The 19,910-nt window shown below is 61.9% G+C and carries 19 protein-coding genes and 1 tRNA gene; 10 read left to right on the forward strand and 10 right to left on the reverse strand.

Annotated features, from left to right (window positions below):
• Nucleotides 1–5: 5 nt before the first annotated feature.
• The gene (locus H6979_09005) at nucleotides 6–1,190 is read right to left on the reverse strand and encodes an SAM-dependent methyltransferase (GenBank protein ID MCP5139982.1); all 1,185 of its coding nucleotides are present in this window, start codon (nucleotides 1,188–1,190) and stop codon (nucleotides 6–8) included.
• A 64-nt stretch (nucleotides 1,191–1,254) separates the two neighbouring features.
• Here H6979_09005 and H6979_09010 point away from each other — a divergent pair, with 64 nt between their 5' ends.
• The gene (locus H6979_09010) at nucleotides 1,255–2,037 is read left to right on the forward strand and encodes a pteridine reductase (protein MCP5139983.1); all 783 of its coding nucleotides are present in this window, start codon (nucleotides 1,255–1,257) and stop codon (nucleotides 2,035–2,037) included.
• 27 nt (nucleotides 2,038–2,064) lie between these two features.
• On the opposite strand, the gene folK is transcribed toward H6979_09010, so the two are convergent.
• The 3 genes from folK to tsaD are packed head-to-tail and all read right to left on the reverse strand — an operon-like array spanning nucleotide 2,065 to nucleotide 3,984.
• Nucleotides 2,065–2,547, reverse strand: a complete 483-nt coding sequence (gene folK, locus H6979_09015; GenBank protein MCP5139984.1) for a 2-amino-4-hydroxy-6-hydroxymethyldihydropteridine diphosphokinase — start codon at nucleotides 2,545–2,547, stop codon at nucleotides 2,065–2,067.
• 26 nt (nucleotides 2,548–2,573) lie between these two features.
• Nucleotides 2,574–2,930: a dihydroneopterin aldolase gene (gene folB, locus H6979_09020; protein ID MCP5139985.1), complete on the reverse strand. Its 357-nt coding sequence runs from the start codon at nucleotides 2,928–2,930 to the stop codon at nucleotides 2,574–2,576.
• 25 nt (nucleotides 2,931–2,955) lie between these two features.
• Complete coding sequence (gene tsaD, locus H6979_09025; protein MCP5139986.1) at nucleotides 2,956–3,984, reverse strand: tRNA (adenosine(37)-N6)-threonylcarbamoyltransferase complex transferase subunit TsaD; 1,029 nt, start codon at nucleotides 3,982–3,984, stop codon at nucleotides 2,956–2,958.
• A gap of 170 nt (nucleotides 3,985–4,154) precedes the next feature.
• Between tsaD and rpsU the strand changes: the two genes are divergently transcribed.
• The 4 genes from rpsU (at nucleotide 4,155) to rpoD (ending at nucleotide 8,826) form a co-directional block, all read left to right on the forward strand.
• Nucleotides 4,155–4,370 (forward strand): 30S ribosomal protein S21, encoded by a 216-nt coding sequence (gene rpsU, locus H6979_09030; GenBank protein MCP5139987.1) that lies wholly within the window; start codon nucleotides 4,155–4,157, stop codon nucleotides 4,368–4,370.
• 131 nt (nucleotides 4,371–4,501) lie between these two features.
• Nucleotides 4,502–4,948, forward strand: coding sequence for a GatB/YqeY domain-containing protein (locus H6979_09035; GenBank protein ID MCP5139988.1), 447 nt, complete (start codon nucleotides 4,502–4,504; stop codon nucleotides 4,946–4,948).
• A 44-nt stretch (nucleotides 4,949–4,992) separates the two neighbouring features.
• The gene (locus tag H6979_09040) at nucleotides 4,993–6,783 is read left to right on the forward strand and encodes a DNA primase (GenBank protein ID MCP5139989.1); all 1,791 of its coding nucleotides are present in this window, start codon (nucleotides 4,993–4,995) and stop codon (nucleotides 6,781–6,783) included.
• Between the two features lie 171 nt (nucleotides 6,784–6,954).
• Complete coding sequence (gene rpoD, locus H6979_09045) at nucleotides 6,955–8,826, forward strand: RNA polymerase sigma factor RpoD (GenBank protein MCP5139990.1); 1,872 nt, start codon at nucleotides 6,955–6,957, stop codon at nucleotides 8,824–8,826.
• Between the two features lie 31 nt (nucleotides 8,827–8,857).
• On the opposite strand, the gene H6979_09050 is transcribed toward rpoD, so the two are convergent.
• Genes H6979_09050 through H6979_09060 form a run of 3 tightly spaced genes read right to left on the reverse strand, consistent with a single transcriptional unit; the run spans nucleotide 8,858 to nucleotide 11,593 of the window.
• Complete coding sequence (locus H6979_09050) at nucleotides 8,858–10,336, reverse strand: FMN-binding glutamate synthase family protein (GenBank protein MCP5139991.1); 1,479 nt, start codon at nucleotides 10,334–10,336, stop codon at nucleotides 8,858–8,860.
• Between the two features lie 5 nt (nucleotides 10,337–10,341).
• Nucleotides 10,342–11,001: a hypothetical protein gene (locus H6979_09055; protein ID MCP5139992.1), complete on the reverse strand. Its 660-nt coding sequence runs from the start codon at nucleotides 10,999–11,001 to the stop codon at nucleotides 10,342–10,344.
• 10 nt (nucleotides 11,002–11,011) lie between these two features.
• Complete coding sequence (locus tag H6979_09060) at nucleotides 11,012–11,593, reverse strand: isoprenylcysteine carboxylmethyltransferase family protein (GenBank protein ID MCP5139993.1); 582 nt, start codon at nucleotides 11,591–11,593, stop codon at nucleotides 11,012–11,014.
• Nucleotides 11,594–11,694: 101 nt separating this feature from the next.
• On the opposite strand from H6979_09060, the gene H6979_09065 reads away from it, so the two are divergent.
• A tRNA-Ile gene (locus H6979_09065) sits at nucleotides 11,695–11,771 on the forward strand.
• Nucleotides 11,772–11,878: 107 nt separating this feature from the next.
• Here H6979_09065 and H6979_09070 read toward each other — a convergent pair.
• On the reverse strand, nucleotides 11,879–12,331 hold the full coding sequence (locus H6979_09070) for an RNA-binding protein (protein ID MCP5139994.1): 453 nt from the start codon (nucleotides 12,329–12,331) through the stop codon (nucleotides 11,879–11,881).
• Nucleotides 12,332–12,637: 306 nt separating this feature from the next.
• Here H6979_09070 and H6979_09075 point away from each other — a divergent pair, with 306 nt between their 5' ends.
• Together H6979_09075 and H6979_09080 are read left to right on the forward strand one after the other, a co-directional pair.
• Entirely contained in the window at nucleotides 12,638–13,588 is a 951-nt protein-coding gene (locus H6979_09075) for a VOC family protein (protein ID MCP5139995.1), read from the forward strand.
• A 32-nt stretch (nucleotides 13,589–13,620) separates the two neighbouring features.
• Nucleotides 13,621–15,036 carry an amino acid permease gene (locus tag H6979_09080; protein ID MCP5139996.1) on the forward strand — a complete coding sequence of 472 codons (1,416 nt, stop codon included), beginning with the start codon at nucleotides 13,621–13,623 and terminating at the stop codon, nucleotides 15,034–15,036.
• On the opposite strand, the gene H6979_09085 is transcribed toward H6979_09080, so the two are convergent.
• Both H6979_09085 and H6979_09090 read right to left on the reverse strand, forming a co-directional pair.
• On the reverse strand, nucleotides 15,037–15,813 hold the full coding sequence (locus tag H6979_09085; GenBank protein MCP5139997.1) for an ABC transporter permease: 777 nt from the start codon (nucleotides 15,811–15,813) through the stop codon (nucleotides 15,037–15,039).
• Between the two features lie 32 nt (nucleotides 15,814–15,845).
• Nucleotides 15,846–16,778 (reverse strand): ATP-binding cassette domain-containing protein, encoded by a 933-nt coding sequence (locus tag H6979_09090; protein ID MCP5139998.1) that lies wholly within the window; start codon nucleotides 16,776–16,778, stop codon nucleotides 15,846–15,848.
• Between the two features lie 135 nt (nucleotides 16,779–16,913).
• Between H6979_09090 and H6979_09095 the strand changes: the two genes are divergently transcribed.
• A complete protein-coding gene (locus H6979_09095) occupies nucleotides 16,914–17,366 on the forward strand; it encodes a hypothetical protein (GenBank protein MCP5139999.1) in 453 nt (150 codons plus the stop codon).
• A 167-nt stretch (nucleotides 17,367–17,533) separates the two neighbouring features.
• On the forward strand, nucleotides 17,534–19,888 hold the full coding sequence (gene lon, locus H6979_09100) for an endopeptidase La (GenBank protein ID MCP5140000.1): 2,355 nt from the start codon (nucleotides 17,534–17,536) through the stop codon (nucleotides 19,886–19,888).
• The last annotated feature ends 22 nt before the right edge of the window (nucleotides 19,889–19,910 follow it).

Genomic DNA, 19,910 nt, shown 5'->3' on the forward strand with positions numbered 1-19,910 from the left:
GGCCCTTACAGCCCTGGACGCATGTCGCGCACCGTCAGCTCGAAAGCGGGCTCAAAGTCCCGGGTCAGCGCCAGCATCTTGAATCGTTCACCCATCTCGCCGGGCATCAGCAACTGCCTGAGTTCTGTCGCCATGGCCTGCATCCGGGCCGGTGATTGGCCCTGATTCCCAGTTCCACCGGTTTCCATTTCCTGCAGGATGCCGGTGGCGAGCAGGAAATGAGCCTGCGTCGTGTAGGCCGCCACGTCGAGACCCGCCGCCGCTCCGGCTCGCGCGGCTGCACTGAAATCAACCCACGCCGTGATGTCCTGCAAGCCTGGCAGGAAAAACGGATCGGCATGCCAGTGATGCCGATAGTGGCAGGCGAGAGTGCCCTCTGTACGCTGCGGGTGATAGTACTCACGACGCGAGTAGCCATAGTCCGTGAAGAGTGCAAGCCCCTGACCAAGACTTGTTGCCAGCGTGGCGATCCACGCCGGCTGGCGCAGCGACACCTCGGAGCTGTAGCCATCGGGCAATCTGCCGCCGATATCCTGCTCGATTGCCCGGACCGCAGCTTCAAGCGCTGCAGGCGCCGGTATCGATGCCCAGCAAAGTTTGCCAGCCTGCAATTGCACGCCGAGTTGGCGGGGTTTCCCGTCCTGCATGGTGAAGCGCTCGGCCGGCAGCGCATCGAGCACTTCATTGGCAATCAGGAGACCGGTCAATGGTGTCGCGGGCAGACGATCCAGCCACTGCACCCTGTCAAGCAACTCCGGAACCCGTGCAGCCAGTACAGCGCGCTGGCGCTCACGCAAGTCGGCGCTGACCTCAAGCAGCAGATATTGCCGGGGCGGATTCGCACGCAAGGCCCCGAGCAGGTCGGCTGCCAGTGCACCGGTGCCGCCACCGACCTCCAGCACCACGCCCCCATCAAGCTGGTCGAGAGCCCGGCCCGCCACCCGCGCCAGACAGCCCGCAAACAGACTGCCAAGCCCGGGTGCCGTGACGAAGTCACCCGCCGGTCCAAACTTCTGCGCTCCCGCACTGTAGTAACCGAGGCCCGGCGCATACAGCACCAGATCCATGTAGTCCGCGAAACTGATCCAGCCGCCGCTGTCAGCCAGACGCGCACGCACGAGATCCGCAACACGGGCACTGTGCGCAAGGGCAGAATCATCGGGAACCGGCAGCTCAGACCTGTTGTGCATGGTGGTGTAATCTTAAGCTTCAGCATCAAAACGCCTGCATCGCGCAGACAGGACAGTAACCGCAATGACGAACCCAGCAACTGGCGACACCACCGGGACCGACAGCCCGACGCTGACGGGAAAGTGGGCGCTGATCACCGGTGCCGCACGCCGGGTCGGTGCGGAGATCGCCACGACGCTGCACGCGCAGGGTGCGGGTGTCGCGATCCACTACCGCGGATCCGCAGACCAGGCCCTGACACTGGTACGTCAGCTCAATGACCGACGCCCGGATTCAGCGCTCGCCGTACAGGCCGATCTTGTCCAGACCAGCCAACTGGGCGCGCTGATCGAGACCGTCACGGCCCGTTCCGGCCGGCTCGACATCCTGATCAATAACGCCTCGAGTTTCTACCCCACGCCTTTGGCAACTGTTACCGAAAGCCAGTGGGCAGATCTGATCGGCACCAACCTCAAGGCGCCCTTGTTTCTCGCCCAGGCGGCGCTGCCGCACCTCAAAGCCTCGCGCGGGGTCATCATCAACATAGTGGATATCCACGCCGTCCGGCCGCTCAGGGATCACACCGCCTACGGTGCTGCGAAGGCCGGCCTCGCTTTTCTGACCCGCGCACTGGCTCGCGACCTTGCGCCTGACATCCGCGTGAATGGCGTGGCACCAGGCGCAATTCTCTGGCCCGACGGCGGTGTGAGCGACAGCATGCGGGATACCGTGTTGCGCCAGATTCCCTTGAAGCGGGTCGGCGAGCCGGCCGATATCGCCGGATGTGTGCTGTACCTGGTACGTGACGCCAGTTACGTGACGGGGCAGATCATCGCCGTCGATGGTGGCCGCAGCGCAGGTTGGTAAGCACCGGCAGTTGGCCCGGCAGCAGACTCAGATGATTGTCTCCGTTACCCGCTGCAAGGGATGGGCGGCCTGGTCAAAGGCTGCCCACAGTTCTGCCATCGTTTCGCCAGTCAGCGGATGCCGGAGCCCCGGCGCAAGCTCGGCCAGGGGACCCAGGACAAAGGCATATTTCCTGATGTCCTCGCGCGGCACACGAATCGAAGGCTCGGGCAGCACGGCATCGCCGTAGAGCAGGAGATCCAGATCCAGGGTTCGCGATGAAAACGGGTCCGGACCGCGCACCCGACCGGCCAGCACATGCAGGCGTTCGAGTTCCGCGATGATTGCAGCGGGAGACTCGGCGGTACGAAAGTGCAGCACGAGGTTCAGAAAATCATCGCCGGCAAAGCCGACGGCGGGATTGCGGTATACGCCCGAGATTTCCAGCTCACCAAAGGACTTCCGGAGTTCCCGGCAGGCCAGACGCAGATTCTCTACCGGCGCCACATTACTGCCGGCACTGACATACACGTCGACGGGCGACCGCTTGGCCACCGTCACTCGCGCTGGCCGCGCTCAATGACGACACCGACATCGCGTGACCCGCGAATTGCCCATGGCTTGTGTACCGCCACTCGCACCCAGGGCACGCCGAACTCGTCGACAACAAGCGCCGCAATCTGCTCGGCCATTGTCTCGATCAGATTGAAGCTGGAGCCGGCCACGAACGCCTTCACTCGACGCGTCACCGCCTTGTAGTCCAGCGTATCTTCGATCCGGTCACTGCGCGCTGCACGCCGGATATCGGTATCCATATCCAGATCTATGCTCACGATCTGCGGCATGCGCCGTTCCCACTCCCAGATACCGACGATGGTACGGATGCGGAGGTCGCGCAGAAAAATCGTGTCCATCGTTCTTCCGTGATGTGGGCAGGCTTCAGGGCCGCAGTTCTTCCAGTGGCCAGCGGGGACGGGCGGTGACATGCAAATCCCGAAATGCCTCCGGCGCGGCTGCCAGGCGCAGGCAGCCAGTAAACGCGATCATGGCTGCATTGTCTGTACAGAACTCCGTCCGTGGATAGTAAACAGTGGCGCCAAGGCGTGACAGCCCGTCCCGGAGCCGCTCGCGCAGCAATCGATTTGCCCCTACCCCGCCGGCGATGACCAGTCGCTTGTGGCCGGTTGATTCGATCGCCCGGCAGGACCTGGCCACCAGCGTATCCACGATCGCTTCCTGATAGGAATTCGCAAGGTCCGCCCGGGCACCGCTGTCCAGCGCCGAGATCCCGCCCTGGTCCCGTACCTGCAGGGCCAGAGCTGTCTTCAGCCCACTGAAGCTGAAATCCAGGCCCGGTTTGTTCCACATCGGCCGCGGAAGCGCGTACCGTCCCGGCCGTCCCTGATCGGCGAGGCCTGCGAGCCGCGGGCCACCCGGATAAGGCAGACCCAGCAGTTTGGCCCCCTTGTCAAAGGCTTCTCCCGCCGCATCATCTAGGGTTTCGCCCAGTATCTTGTACATACCGAGCCCCCGCACCTCGACCAGCAGCGTATGCCCACCCGAAACCAGCAGCGCCACAAAGGGAAATCCGGGTGGTTCCGGCTCAAGCAGGGTCGCCAGCAAATGCGCTTCCATATGGTGGACGGGAATCGCGGGGATCCCCCAGCCGAACGCCAGACCCACGCCGGTCGTGGCACCGACCAGCAGGGCGCCAACCAGTCCCGGTCCGGCGGTATAGGCCACCCCGGACAACTCATGGGACCGCACCCCCGATTGCGCGAGGACCGCCTCAACCAGCGGCATCAGCTTGCGGATATGGTCGCGTGAGGCGAGTTCCGGCACCACACCACCGTATGGCGCGTGGGTTTCAACCTGGCTGAACAGACAATGGCCGCGCAGGCCGGAATCCGTGTCATAGACAGCTGCAGCGGTCTCGTCGCAGCTGGTTTCCAGACCGAGAACAATCATCTGTCCGAGCTCCATTCCGGTCATCCGATGGGAATCCTTTGCAAAACGGCGTCTGAGTGGCTATATTTTTGGGTTCGTCCGGCCCAGAGAGCCGGATTTTTTGCCCGTCCAACCAACAACTGGTCCGCTGCCTCTCAGCTTGGCGGACCAACAATTTAAGGATCAGGACCTTGCCCGGCGTTCGAGTACGAGAAAACGAGCATTTTGACGCCGCCCTCCGGCGTTTCAAGCGCGCTTGCGAAAAGGCGGGGGTTCTTACCGAACTTCGTCGCCGGGAATTTTACGAAAAGCCCACGCAGGAGCGTAAACGCAAGAAGGCGGCAGCCGTCAAGCGTCAACAGAAGAAAAGCGCCCGCGAAACCAGTCGGCGAGTCCGCCTCTACTGAATCGTGCCGCGCACAAGCGCGCGGCGCAGAGACCAGTTTGCGGCAAGACCGGACCACCCCACAGGTGAAGGCCGGTGCGACATTCCGGCTGGGGCGCCCAACCGCTATACAGAGGGGAACCGACCGTGTCGCTGCTCAAGGCACAGATCCAGGAAGACATGAAGTCCTCGATGCGGGCTGGCGACAAGAGTCGCCTGTCGGTAGTGCGGATGCTCCTGGCGGCAATCAAGCAGCGCGAAGTCGACGAGCGCACCGAAACCACTGATGCAGCGGTGCTGCAGATCATCGAGAAGCAGATCAGGCAGCGACGCGAATCGGCCACCCAGTTCACTGCTGGTGGCCGCGCAGATCTCGCTGACAAGGAAATTTCCGAGATCGCCGTGCTGCAGACATGGTTGCCGAGCGCGCTGTCGGCGGAGGAACTGGACACGCTGATCGATGAGGTCATGACGGCCAGCGCGGCGACAACCATGAAAGACATGGGCCGCGTGATGGCGGCACTGCGGGAACGTGCCCAGGGCCGCGCCGACTTCGGCGCCATTGGTGAGCGTGTAAAAGCCCGCCTCTCCGGCAAGTAATCAGGCTGCCGGTCAGCCGACCGACAAGGAGCCGGATCTCTATCGTGAGTGGTCGAATTCCGCAGGACTTCATCGACGACCTGGTACAGCGGGCCGATATCGTCGAGGTTGTCGGCTCGAGGGTTCCGCTCACCAAGGCCGGGCGTGAATACAAGGCCCGCTGCCCCTTCCATACCGAAAAAACACCCTCTTTCTGGGTCAGCCCGCAGAAGGGCTTCTATCACTGCTTTGGTTGTGGCGCACACGGCACGGCGCTCGGCTTCCTCATGGAGTTCGAGCGCCTCGACTTTCCCGTGGCTGTAGAAGAACTGGCGCGCAGCGTGGGCGTCGAAGTTCCACATACGGATAGCGAACGGACCTCGTCCGAACCGCTGTTCACGGTACTCGAGAAAGCTGCCCACATTTTCAGACAGGCGCTGCGCGATAATCCGGTAGCCATTGACTACCTCAGGGAACGCGGCCTCGATGGTGAAACAGCACGGGAGTTCGGCATTGGCTATGCGCCGGCCGGCTGGGACACCCTGCTGAACAGCCTGGGCACCACCGAAGCGGACAGGGCACATCTGCTCGCAGCCGGACTCGTGATCGCACGCGACACGGGTGGCTTCTACGACCGGTTCCGCGAACGGATCATGTTTCCAATCCGCGACACGCGGGGCCGGGTCATCGCCTTCGGCGGGCGGATCATCGCCAATGGCGAACCCAAGTATCTGAACTCGCCCGAAACGCCGCTCTTTCACAAGGGCCGCGAACTGTATGGCCTGTATGAGGCACGGCGAGCCGAGCGGAATTTTGAGCGGATTCTGGTCGTCGAGGGCTACATGGACGTCGTGATGCTGGCCGCACATGGCATTCGCAATGCCGTCGGGACACTTGGCACAGCGACGACCACCGAGCACCTGCGTCGCCTGTTTGGCGTGACCGGCGAAATCGTATTCTGTTTCGATGGCGACCGGGCCGGTCGAGATGCAGCCTGGCGGGCACTGCAGACCAGCCTGCCACTGCTGCAGGATGGACGGCAGGTCCGCTTTCTCCTCCTGCCCGACAATGAAGACCCCGACTCGCTGGTGCGCCGCGAAGGCGCAGAGTCTTTCACCAGGCGCATCGGCACAAGCATGCCGCTGTCCGGGTTCATGATCGATTCGCTGACTCGCGATCTCAACCTCGACAACCTGGCAGACAAGGCGCGCCTCGCAGCACTGGCAAAGCCGCTGCTGGCCCAGTTGCCCGCCGGGGTGTATCGCGAACTGCTGACCGAGGAGCTGGCCCGCTGCGTCGGCCTGCCCCGTAACCGGCTCGAGGAACTGATGACCGGCGGCGCGCAGTCGCCGCTACCCGACCAGAAGCTGCCCCGGCGCAGCACAAGACCGGTCCGGCCCCATGGCGTGGCTAACCGGAGAGGATCTCTCAGCCGCCAGGCGATCAGCCTGCTGCTGCACTACCCCATTGTGGCCAGCCTGATACCCCTGCCGGATGCGCTGCTCTCGGCCGAGCTGCGCGGCCTGGAACTGCTCCGCGAACTGCATGGGCTTGCGAGCAGCCGGCCCGGCTTTGGCACTGCGGCCCTGCTTGAGCGTTTCCGCGGCCGCAGTGAACTGCCGCATCTGGCGCAACTGCTGGCCGAAGAACAGCTGATCGGTGCTGAAGATGCCAGTACCGAATTTGCCGATTGCCTGGAGCGCCTGGTTTCAGCTGCTATGCAGCAGGAACTGGCCGCGCTATTGCAGGAGGCCGGCCAGAGAACCCTGTCAGCCGAGGAACTTAGCCGCCTGGCCGACCTCCAACGAACGGTTGTCGCCAGTCATGGCACGGCCCGCCGGGGCCTTGATAACTAAGGCTTTGACGCATTGCTCCATCAAGAATTGGCAATCAGTGACCGACAAGATCAACCGTGGACCGGGTCCCCGCGACAGGCTGCAAGGGAATTTCTCTTAGGAGGCCGGCCGGTGTTCCGTATAATGGCGTGTTTTTATTTCTACGGCGAGGGCTGGTGAGTGGGTGAGCCAATCGAAAACAAGAATACCGAACAGCAGTCGCAGCTGAAGCTCCTTATCGCCCGCGGCAAGGAGCAGGGCTACCTGACCTACGCCGAGGTCAACGACCACCTGCCCAACGACATCGTCGATCCGGAGCAGATCGAAGACATCGTAAACATGATCAACGACATGGGGATCACGGTGCATGAGAAGGCACCGGATAACGAGTCGATTCTGCTCTCCGATTCCACGGTAGCAACTGACGACGAGGCAGCTGAAGAAGCCGCACAGGCCATTGCCACGGTTGACAGCGAATTCGGCAGAACCACCGACCCGGTGCGCATGTACATGCGCGAAATGGGTACCGTCGAACTGCTCACCCGCGAGGGTGAGATCCGCATTGCCAAACGCATTGAGGAAGGCCTTGATCAGGTCAAGCTGGCAGTCGCCATGTTTCCTCCCACCTACGATGTTCTGTCCAGCGCCTACGCGCCGGTACAGGCCGGTGAGGCGCGTCTGCAGGAGGTGCTGACCGGCTTTATCGATCCCAATGCCGTCAATGACGTGCCGCCACCCCCGGCGATACGCGATGCAGCGGCCAGCGTCGACAAGAATGACAATGACAGTGATAACGACAGCGATAGCGATGATTCCGACAGCGACACGGCCGACGAACCTGAAGATCAGGGCCCGGACCCGGTCGAAGCCGAAAAGCGCCTGCAGTCAATCTTTCGCCGCCACAAGCGTGTACTTACCGATCTCGACAAGGCCGGAAGCAAGGACAAGAAGGTGCAGAAGGCCCGCGAGAAGCTGGCCGGCGAGGTCATGGAACTCAAGCTCGCGCCCAAACTGTTCGATCAGCTGACCAATACGCTGCGTGAAGTCGTCGCCAGCATCCGTGCCCAGGAACGCAAGATCATGCAGTTCTGTGTGCGTGACTGTGGCATGCCACGCAAGGACTTCCTGGCCAGCTTCCCGGCCAATGAAACCAACCTGAAGTGGGTCGACAAGCACATCAAGGCCAAGCGCAAGTATTCTTCTGCGCTGCTCAAGATGCAGGAGGATATCCAGAAAGCGCAGAAGCGCCTGCAGCTGATCGAAACCGAAGTTCACCTGTCGATTCCCGAAATCAAGGAAATCAACCGCGAGATGTCGATTGGCGAGGCCAAGGCCCGCCGTGCCAAGAAAGAGATGGTCGAGGCCAACCTCCGGCTGGTTATCTCGATTGCGAAAAAGTACACGAATCGCGGCCTGCAGTTTCTGGATCTCATCCAGGAAGGCAACATCGGCCTGATGAAGGCTGTGGATAAGTTCGAATACCGGCGCGGTTACAAGTTTTCCACCTATGCGACCTGGTGGATCCGGCAGGCCATCACCCGCTCGATCGCCGACCAGGCACGTACGATCCGTATCCCGGTGCACATGATCGAAACGATCAACAAGCTCAACCGTATCTCCAGGCAGATGCTGCAGGAGATGGGCCGTGAGCCAACGCCGGAAGAACTGGCTGTCCGCATGGACATGCCGGAGGACAAGGTTCGCAAGGTGCTCAAGATCGCCAAGGAACCGATTTCAATGGAGACACCCATCGGCGACGATGAGGACTCACATCTCGGTGATTTCATTGAAGATACCGCGGTGTTCTCGCCGATCGAGGCGGCGACGATCGAGAGCCTCAAGGAAACCACGCATAACGTGCTCGCCGGCCTGACGCCGCGCGAGGCGAAAGTATTGCGCATGCGCTTTGGCATCGACATGAATACCGACCATACCCTTGAAGAGGTCGGCAAGCAGTTCGACGTAACCCGCGAGCGTATCCGGCAGATTGAGGCGAAGGCGCTGCGCAAGCTGCGCCATCCTTCGCGCAGCGATCAGCTGCGCAGCTTCCTGATCGAAGACTGAACGACCCCGCCGGGCATGCCGCGTGGTGTGCTCAGGCGGGATAGATTTCGCTGATCGGAATCGAACGGCCGTTGCCCTGCACGATACGGCAGTGCTGGCGTCGCAGCTGGCGCGCCTCGGCAACGCCACAGGAGTGGGCGATCACGTTCACTTCCTTTTCCATGTTCTGCTGATAGCGCATCACGCGCCTGGCCTTGTCTTCCGGAACCAGGCCGCGCTGCAGCCGCTCGTCGTGCGTAGTGATGCCGGTCGGGCAGGTATTCTTGTTGCAACGGAGCGACTGGATGCAGCCGAGCGCAAACATGAAGCCGCGGGCCGATGTCACGAAATCCGCACCGGAACACAGCGCCTGCGCAACGTTTGCCGGCGTGGTGAGTTTGCCACTGGCAATCAGCCGGACCCGGTCCTTCAATCCATGGCGGATCAGCAGGTCGGCGACCAGCGGCAGGCTCTCGCGAATCGGCAGACCGACGTTATCGATCAGGGCCATGGGCGCAGCACCTGTGCCGCCATCACCCGAATCGATGGTAATGAAGTCCGGTGCGCTCTCAATGCCACGCCGGCCGATTTCCTGAAACAGTTCGTCAAGCCAGTCGGTCGAACCGACAACCGTCTTGAAGCCGACCGGCTTGCCGCTGATCTCGCGAACCCTGTGTATGAAATCCAGCAACTCGCCGTTGCTGGCAATCTCGACATGGCGATTCGGGCTCAGTGAATCCTGTCCGGCCGGGATACCGCGAATGGCGGCGATCTCGGGCGTCACCTTGTCGCCCGGAAGAATCCCGCCCTTGCCGGGCTTGGCCCCCTGACTCAGTTTTATCTCGATCATGCGTACCTGGGTGTGCGCGGCCACGGCACGCAGCCGCTCATCGTCGAGGCGGCTAAGCGCGTCGCGCACCCCATACTTGGCTGTGCCCATCTGAAACACGATGTCTGCACCACCCTCCAGGTGATAAGGCGAAAGACCACCTTCGCCGGTGTTCAGCCAGCAACCTGCCGCCCTCGCACCCTGCGACAGTGCCTGTACGGCAGGCTTTGATATCGCGCCAAAACTCATCGCCGAAATATGGAAGAAGCGGTCCGTCGCATAGGGCGACCTGCAATAAGGCCCTATCGTCACTGCGGAAGGTTGCCGGACGTCCTCGTCGAGCGACGGGAATGGCGCATTGACGAAGATCGGTGTACCGACCGGACGGAGATCGCGGGTAGAACCAAAAGCCACCATGCTGTCTACGCCCTTGGCGGCCCGATAGGCCCAGGCGCGCTCGGCACGATTAAAGGGCAGTTCTTCACGATCCATGGCAAAGAAGTACTGGCGAAAAAACTCACCGAGGTTCTCGAACATGTACCGGAAGCGGCCAACCACCGGAAAATTGCGCCGGATCGCATGCGTCGTCTGCGTGACGTCGATGACATACATGACGACGACGGCCAGCACGCCGGCAACAAATGCGAACACGAATGCATAGGTCAGCAGATTCAGGAGTACGGATACAAAACTCACAGGCATCCCCTTCAGCGATGTGTACGACGCCTACGCCGTGCCTTGCGCAATTGCCGCCCGGTCAGCTTGCGCCAGAGGCGGCGAATCACCCGCGCCACCGATTCAATCATGGTCGGATGGTAGTAGCCGCGATCCTCGGCCGGAATCAGATCATAGCGACGCCGGTACTTCAGCTTCACCCAGGCATTCAGGTCCATGCGACAGATCTGCCGGAACAACAGGCCATTTAGCCATCCGCCACGCCTGCTGCGCAGCACTGCCGAACCGAAATCCAGCAGCACAGGACGACCATCGGGACTGATCAGGATATTGCCGCGGCGCTTGAGATCCGCATGCGCCACCCCGGCCGCATGCACAGCGAGAATGGACCGGAGCAATTCGCTGAAAAACATGTCGCGGTCGCGCAGGGCCGTAGCCGTTTCGCGGTAAGGCTCGCCCTCAAGAAACTCGAGCAGGAGGCTTCCGTCTGCTTCCACGCCGAAACAGCGCGGCACGCCAGGGACGCCCTGCAGACGTTGATAGGCCGCATACTCCCTGCGCAACATCACGCGGCGCAGCCAGAGCCCGAGCCCGTGTCCCATCGGTTGCTTGACGACGACCCGGCCCGTACCGGTATCGCGCAGGTAGACAACCCCCTGGTAACCGCGGCTCAGGAATTGGTCAATCTGCACCACGGAGGCATCAAGCCCGCATGCCGATCCAGGCAATGCAGATCAACGTGAATGCCAATACTAGGGGCTCAAGGTTCTGCCGCAGCGAAGTCATCAGTGACCAGCTGGCTGGCCCGCGCGGGATCAGCTTGCGGGGAATCACGGCTGGTACGGTACTGCTCCAGCGCTGCCATTCCTCGCCGAAAATACGCTGCAGCTTGCGGTCCTCGTAGCGGATCGCTACGGGATAGTAGAACCACCAGAAAGCCACAGCGACCAGCGGTGCCCACCAGCGCCCGCAGGCCGCAGTAAAGCCGATGAGGATCAGCAGATTACCGGTATAGAGCGGATGTCTGACCAGCGAATACGGCCCGTCGGTTGCCAGCTGTTTGTTCTTGACGATGAAACCCGAGGCGTAAACCCGCAACAGGGAGCCAGCAGCCACGCAAAACACCCCGAACCAGAACCCCGCAGGAACCGGTGTCGAGAAGAATGCGAATACGGGCATCAGTGCCAGGCCAACCCCCTGCCGCATTACTTCCTGATATCGCAGCTCGCGCACCATGTGTGGGATGCCGGTCAGTGGCGGGAGGTCTGCTGTTCGGCGAGACATGCGCTGTTCCTGTATTGCGGTTTTCGTCGGCAGTGTAGCCTCCGGACCAAGCTTAGGGCCAATTGGTACGCCGGCTGCTAGAATTGCCGCTGCCGATGATCGGGCCTGTAGCTCAGTTGGTTAGAGCGGCGGACTCATAATCCGTTGGTCCCAGGTTCAAGTCCTGGCGGGCCCACCAAATCAGGAAATGAAAATGCCCGCCGACGCGAGTCGGCGGGCATTTTCAGGAACCGTCCCGATCAGGTACTGACAACGACCGGAGATTTCCGTCGTCGTGCGCTACCTTCAGTAGCGGGGTCCGCGCGGACCGCGGCCGCCGCCATCACGGCCACCGCCGCCACCGTAACCGCCACCACCCTCGCGACCACCGCCGCCACCGTAGCCGCCACCGCCCTCGCGACCGCCGCCACCGCCGTAGCCGCCACCGCCCTCGCGACCGCCGCCACCGCCGTAGCCGCCACCGCCACGACGACCACCGCCACCACCACCGCCACCCTCGCGCTCACGCGCTTCGTTGACGCGCAGTTGACGACCACCCATGTCGTGGCCATTCAAACGGGCGATTGCGGTCTGGGCATCCGACTCGGGCATTTCCACAAAACAGAAACCGCGAAAACGGCCGGTCTCGCGATCGTTGATCAAACGAACTGCGTCGACTGTTCCATGTTGCGAAAACAACTCACGAACCGACTCCTCATCGGCGGTATATGGCAGATTGCCTACGTAAATCCTGGTCATGACGGGTACCTATTGAATCCTCAAGGTTGATGGACGGCACGAGAACAACGGCAAGAGGGCGCGAGCAAGGCTCACGTCCATGATTCGGAATTCGAAGGGAGAATCTGCAGGAAAACGGTTCACGGAAGGTGTCACAGAACGCTGCTTGCGGATTCGACTCAGATGCGGATGGCCCGACTCTAGCACGGCCTTCCCCGCGTTGCGATGGGGCAAGCTCGTAAGCAGCGCAAAAGAACGGGGTTCCGGATTGGCAGCCGGGGCGCATAGAATCCGGGCTGCCGTATTCCATGCGCACTGAGGTAATGCATGTCTGCACCGGGTCTGGGCGCTTTTTCTCATGTCACCATCGGCGTGGCGGACCTCGATACGGCCCTCGGCTTCTGGCAGCAAAACTTCGGGCTGGAAGTTCGCGTCGACCGCCAGGGACCGGACCAGGTCCTCGGGTTGCTTTGGGGCATCGACCCACTGACCATCACCCGTCAGGCAATCGTCGGCACTCCGATCGGTCTCGGGCGCTGGGCCACTGCCGGCGCAATGCACCTGGTTGAATTCAGGGATCCGCTGCCACCTGTACGGCGGGGTGCCAAAGCCTGGGACCTGCTCCCAAAAAATCTCGACCTCTATACCACTGACCTGCCGGCCCGGTATCTGGAACTCGAAGCAGCCGGACATCAGTTTCGTGCCCGCTGGGCCGAGATGCGCGCCGGCCAGCACCTGTTTCGTGAAGTGCAGATGCCAGGCCACGATGAGATCAATGTGGTACTGATCGAAGCCATCGGTCCCGGCTATGACACCACGATGTCAACGAAGGGATATGCGGGCATAGGTCCGCTCGTCACCATCGTTCCCGATGCCAAAGCAGAAACGTCTTTCTATCGCGAGGTACTCGGCATGGCGACCACTGTCGAACTGCAGCTGAGCGGTCCGGATATCGAACGAACTGCCGGACTGCCGCCGGGTGCCGGTCTCGGACTTCGTGTTTTTGGCGACCCGGAAGATCCCCTCGGCCGAATCGAGATCATCGAATACCAGCGACTTGAGGGCGAGGACCTGTACCCGCGTGCGAAGCCGCCGGCAACGGGTATCCTGCACATGAATTACCGGGTGAAGTCTCTCGCGCCGGTCCGGACCCGGCTGCGGGCCGCGCAAATCGCGGTCACGGAACACGGTGCCCTCAGCGCCCTGTATGGCAGCGGGCCGATCCTGTCATGTCACTCTCCGGCCGGCTTTCGAATCGAAGTACAGGGGGAAACCTGATGTCCAGACAGTTGCCGGGTATCCGCGCGCGGATGCTGCGCACCAAACCGCTCGCCCAGATCCTCGCGGATGCCGATCATCCCGACCACCGCCTGAACCGCACGCTGACCCTGACCGACCTCATCGCGCTGGGGGTCGGGGCAATCATCGGTACCGGAATCTTCGTACTGATCGGCACCGCGATCGTCGGTGACGCCGTGCGACTCGGCGCAGGGCCGGGCATCACCCTCTCATTCCTGCTCTCCGGCCTGGCCTGCGTGCTGGCTGCCCTGTGCTACGCCGAGTTCGCCGCCCTGATCCCGGTGTCCGGCAGCGCCTATACCTATTCTTATGCGACGCTCGGTGAATTCGTCGCCTGGATCACCGGCTGGAACCTGATCCTTGAATACGGTGTCTCCAGCGTTGCGGTGGCGATCGGCTGGTCGGGTTACTTCAACAAGCTGCTCGAGATTGCCGGCATCCATCTGCCGCACTGGGCCACTCATGCGCCGGGCGGCCCTGATGGCGGAATCGTCAATCTGCCGGCCATGATCATCGTCCTGCTGTGTACCTGGATGCTGGTGGTCGGCATCAAGGAAAGCGCACGCGTCACCACCATCATCGTCGCGATCAAACTGGCCGTTATCGGCTTCTTCATCGCCGTCGGCGCCGACCATGTCGACACGAACAACTGGTCACCCTATATGCCGAACGGCTTTGCCGGTGTCGGTGCTGCAGCGGCCATCGTGTTCTTCGCGTATATCGGCTTTGATGCCGTATCGACGACCGCCGAAGAAGCACGGAATCCACAGCGCGATATCCCGATCGGCATCATTGCCTCACTTGGTGTATGCACGCTGCTCTATCTGGCCGTTGCGGCAATTCTCACCGGAATGATTCCGTGGAAGGCGATCGATGTGAATGCACCGATTGCCGACGCACTCGGCCAGCTCGGATTCCGGTGGGGTGCCGCAATCGTTTCAGTGGGGGCCGTTGCCGGAATCACCAGTGTGCTTGTGGTGCTGCTGATGGGTCAGGTGCGCATCTTCTTCGCGATGTCGCGTGACGGGCTGCTCGGCAACTGGCTGGCTGGTGTACATCCGCAATACCGCACACCGCACAAGGCAACATGGGTCACCGGTATCGTCGTGGCATTGCTGGCGGGCGTCGTACAACTTGGCGAAGCAGCCGACATGACCAACATCGGCACCCTGTTTGCGTTCGCGATCGTGAGTATCGGCGTAGTCGTGCTGCGTTATGCGAAACCGGATGAACACCGGCCTTTTCGTACACCGTTCATGCCCTGGCTGCCGATTCTCGCGGCACTCGCCTGCTTTGGCCTGATGACCTTCCTGCCGCTGGTGACATGGATACGGTTCATGATCTGGTCGATCATAGGCATCGTCATGTATTTCGCCTACAGCATGCGTCGCAGCCATCTGAACCGGATACCGCAGCAGACAGACTGATCAACGGATCAGCCGGCGGCGGATGAAGATGCTCGCCGCCACATAGCCAACACCGGCATAGGCGAGCAGCACGGCGACATGCAGCACCGGGTCGGTCAGCGTCTGGCCGGCAACGAGCGGTCGTATCAACGCAATCGCATGGGACAGTGGCAGGATGTTTACCAGTACCTGCGCGATCGCCGGCAAGGTCGCCACCGGATAGAACACCCCGCTGAAGATGAACATGGGCGTGATCAGCAGCGTCGTGTAGTAATTGAAGAAATCATAACTCGCCGCACATGCGGCCATCACCAGCGCCGGGCCGGCAAAGCACAGCCCGACCAGAAAGAAGACCGGGATCGCAGCCAGTGCCGACCAGTCATGGATGGCACCCAGCAGGAAAGCCACCGCCAGGATCGGCAATGTATTGAGCAGTGACTTGGTCGCACACCACAGCATCTCTCCGGCCACGATGTCATCGACCGTCAGCGGCGTGGCCAGAATCGCGTCGTAGGTCTGCTGATGCGTCATGCGGGTAAACACCGAAAACATGCCTTCAAAGGAGGCCACGTTCATCGCTGAGGCCGCAAGCAGGCCGGCAGCCAGGAAAGTGAAGTACGGGATCCCGTTGACCTCACCGATGAATTGCCCCAGGCCGAAACCGAGGCCCAGCAGATAGATCACCGGCTCACCGAATGAAAAGGCCATGCTCGGCCCGATCAGTTTGCGCCAGACCAGCAGATTGCGCTGCCAGATCTTCAGTGCAGAAGCCTGCGGCCTTGGCAGTACCAGCCCCATGTTTGTCATCTTGGCGTACTCCGTATGACGGGTTATTCCCGAAGTTCGTGGCCAGTCAGTTTCAGGAAGACATCCTCGAGGTTTGCCGTCCGGTGCGTATAGCGAAGCTGCGGCGCAGACTCGAGGCGCGCCAGTACCGGGCCCAGTTCGCGCGCATAGCAGTAGTGAGTCTCGCCAACCGTAAGCAGCCGGGAACCGGGAATACTGCCAAGTACGGGTACCACGCGCGCGGTTTCGCCCTGCACCTCGATGACGTGCGGCTCGACATGCTCGTCGATCAGACCGCGCGGCGAGCCTTGCGTGACGATACGACCGCGATCGATCACCACAAGCTGATCGCAGAGCCGTTCCGCTTCGTCCATATAGTGGGTCGTCAGCAGCAGCGTCTTCCCGGAAGCCTTGAGCTTGCGCAGGCGGGTCCAGATCAGGTGGCGAACCTGCGGATCGAGCCCGGTGGTGGGCTCGTCAAGCATGATGAACTCAGGATCGTTGATCAGCGCCCGCGCGATCGACAGCCGCCGCTTCATGCCGCCGGAGAGTTCGCGCATGCGCGCATCGCGCCGATCAGCAAGCTCCAGAAAACCCAGCAATTCATCGATCCGGCCAGCGACCTCGGCGGGACGCAGCCCGAAATAGCGCGCGTACATGCGCAGGTTCTCGACCACCGTAAAGTCGGGGTCCTGGTTGTCACTCTGCGGCACGACACCGGTGCGAGCATGTATTTGGCGGATCGCTGCGGGCATCGGCAGTCCGAGTACCGACAGCGTACCGCCACTCATCGGCGCCTGACCGAGGATCATGCGCAGCGTCGTGGTCTTTCCGGCGCCGTTTGGCCCGAGCAGACCGAAGCAGCCCCCGCGGGGAATAGTCAGGTCGATTCCGCAGACCACTGTCCGCTCACCGTATTTCTTGGTCAGGCCGCGTGCGAGCACAACAGCATCGGCAGAATCAGGAGCAAGAGACATCTGGCAACTTCCGGACGGTGATCGGGTGCAAGGCGGAACTCATGGTGCCTGTCCTCAACAACAAAGTGAGAGCCGGCCCACAGACAGGGACCCGACATACGCCTACGTTATGTCAGGCACCTTTCATCAATCATTATGTCAAACGAACTGACGGTCGTACTGGCAGTCGCAAGCATCGCCGCCCTGGCGGGCGGTGCGCTGGTTGCCTGGCTCTCGCACCGGAACCTCGTTCGGGCCGATCCCGCCGAGGAAGGCCGCCGCGAAGTCGCAGTAATCGAGCTCCGCGACGCCGTAACAGCTTATACCCGTGAACACGAAGCAGCCAAAACAGCATTGCAGGAGCAGCGCGCGGAGACCGATCGCGCGCTCGCCCATGTTGCGACGCTTGAGGCACAGGTTGCGGCCTATCTGCGCCAATATGCGCAGGCAAAAAATACCCTCAAGGCCGAGATACGGCAGAAGAACGCCCTCCGCACTGAACTCGCCGCCGCCACCGCCCAGATCCAGGCCCTGCAGGGACGGGTCCAGGAACTGGAGATGGAGCGCAGCAGCGTCAGTGGTGTCAATCGCCGCATTACTGCCGTCTGAGCAGGTCTCAGCTTCCTGAGCTCGCGCAGCCCCCGCTGCGCTGCAGACAATCCGTCCTTGCTCCGGGAGCGAACATCACTCCTAAACTTTGAGTATTGAATTCCCGAGCGGGAGCCCCATCTCGTTATGAGGAAATCCTTGATCAGACGACGGGAGCAGATATCCGCATGAGCGAGAACGAAAACATCCATGAAGGCGCCGCGACCGGCAACCAGAACAGCGTGCCCGACGATGTGCTGATCATTCTGCCGATACGCAATACGGTGGTGTTTCCTGGCGCTGTCATTCCACTGACCATCGGGCGTCGCGTTTCCCTCGCTGCCGCCGAAGAAGCGGCCAGCAGTGGCCGGCCCATCGGTCTCGTGATGCAGCGTGACCCTTCTGTCGACGAACCGGGGCCGGACGACTTGTATCCGGTCGGTACCATTGCGCGCGTCATCCGCTATTTCACTGCACGTGACGGTACGCAGCATGTCGTCTGCCAGGGCGAGGAGCGGTTCCGCACGGTCGACTATCTGCAGGGTCTGCCCTTTCTCGCCGCCCGTTTCGACAAGCTGGCGGAGCATCGCACTGAAAGCACGGCGCTCGAAGCACGGCTGCTGATCCTTCGTGAGCGCGCCCTTGAGGCCATCGCACTCCTGCCACAGGCCATGCCGGAACTCGGCGCAATCGTGCAGGGCATCTCCGATCCCGGCCAGCTCGCCGATCTGGTGGCCGGATACCTCGACATCAAGCCGCGGCAGAAGCAGGAAATACTAGAGACCTTTGATGTCCAGGCTCGCCTGGATCGCGTGCTCGACCTGCTGAGTCACCAGCTCGAAGTGCTGAAACTGTCGCGCCAGGTAGACGAGCAGACCAAGGACAAGCTCGAAGGTCATCAACGCGAGTTCTATCTGCGCGAGCAGATGCGCACCATCCAGAAGGAGCTTGGTGACAGCGAGGACGTCGGCGAATTCGACACCTTGCGCGAAGCCATCGACAAAGCCGGGATGCCGGAAGAAGCGGAAAGCCAGGCGCGCAAGGAACTGAAGCGTCTCGAACGGATGCCCGAAGCCTCCGGCGAGAACTCCATGGTGCGAACCTACCTGGACTGGCTGGTCGCGCTACCCTGGTCAAAGCTCGATGCAGAGGCCATCGATATTGCCCACGCGCGAAAGGTGCTGGACGAGGATCACTTCGGGTTGCGCAAGGTCAAGCAGCGCATCCTCGAGTATCTTGCCGTACGCAAACTGAATCCCGAAGGCCGCTCACCGATACTGTGCTTCGTCGGCCCGCCGGGTGTCGGCAAGACCTCGCTCGGCCAGAGCATTGCCAGGGCACTCGGACTGAAGTTCGTGCGTGCCTCGCTGGGCGGCGTGCACGACGAGGCCGAGATCCGCGGGCACCGGCGCACCTATATCGGTGCGCTGCCGGGCAACATAGTCCAGCAGATCCGCAAGGCCGGCACCCGCAACCCCGTGTTCATGCTCGACGAAATGGACAAACTCGGCGCCGGCTTCCAGGGCGATCCTTCGTCGGCACTCCTCGAAGTGCTCGACCCGGAGCAGAACGCCAGCTTCCGGGACAACTACCTGGCTGTCCCGTTCGACCTTTCCAAGGTGTTCTTCGTGGCCACCGCCAACGTGCTCGACACCATCCCGGGTCCGCTGCGCGACCGTATGGAAATCATCGAGCTGCCCGGCTATACGCAGGAAGAGAAACTGGAAATCGGCCGCCGTTACCTGGTCGACCGGCAGCTGCGTGCCAACGGACTCGGCACCGGACAAGTCACGGTGAGCGACGACGCGCTCGCCGAAATCGTTGCCAATTACACGCGCGAGGCGGGCGTGCGCAATCTCGAGCGGCAAATCGGTGCCGTGCTGCGCAATGTTGCGGTGCGGATTTCGGAAGGCACGGAAACCGCAGTCAGCGTGGATGCAACTGCTGTGCGCGAGATTCTCGGTGCACGCAAGTACGAATCCGAAGTCGCACTCCGCACCAGCACCTCCGGTGTTGCGACGGGACTCGCCTGGACACCGGTCGGCGGCGACATTTTGTTCATCGAGGCAACGAGCATGCCGGGCAAGGGCCAGCTGATCCTCACCGGGCAGCTCGGCGATGTCATGAAGGAAAGCGCACAGGCCGCATTCAGTCTGGTGAAAACCCGTGCTGAAATGCTGGGACTCGGTTTATTTGACTTCGAGAAGCGCGATCTGCACGTGCATCTGCCGGCCGGCGCAATCCCCAAGGATGGCCCGAGTGCGGGCGTCGCACTGTTCATGGCGATAGCCTCGCTGCTCACCGGCCGAAAGGTGCGCAGCGACCTGGCGATGACCGGCGAGATCAGCCTGCGCGGCCTCGTGCTGCCGGTAGGCGGCATCAAGGAAAAAACCCTCGCCGCATTGCGCGCCGGCATTCACACCGTCCTGCTGCCCGCGCGTAACCGCAAGGACCTGGAAGAGATACCGGAAAATGCCCGCCAGCAGCTGGAATTCGTCTGGCTGGAAACGGTGGACGACGCATTGGCCGCGGCACTGCTGTAGGATCCCTCACCTGCCGACAACA

The sequence above is a fragment of the Chromatiales bacterium genome (assembly GCA_024234935.1).
Taxonomy (GTDB): domain Bacteria; phylum Pseudomonadota; class Gammaproteobacteria; order Steroidobacterales.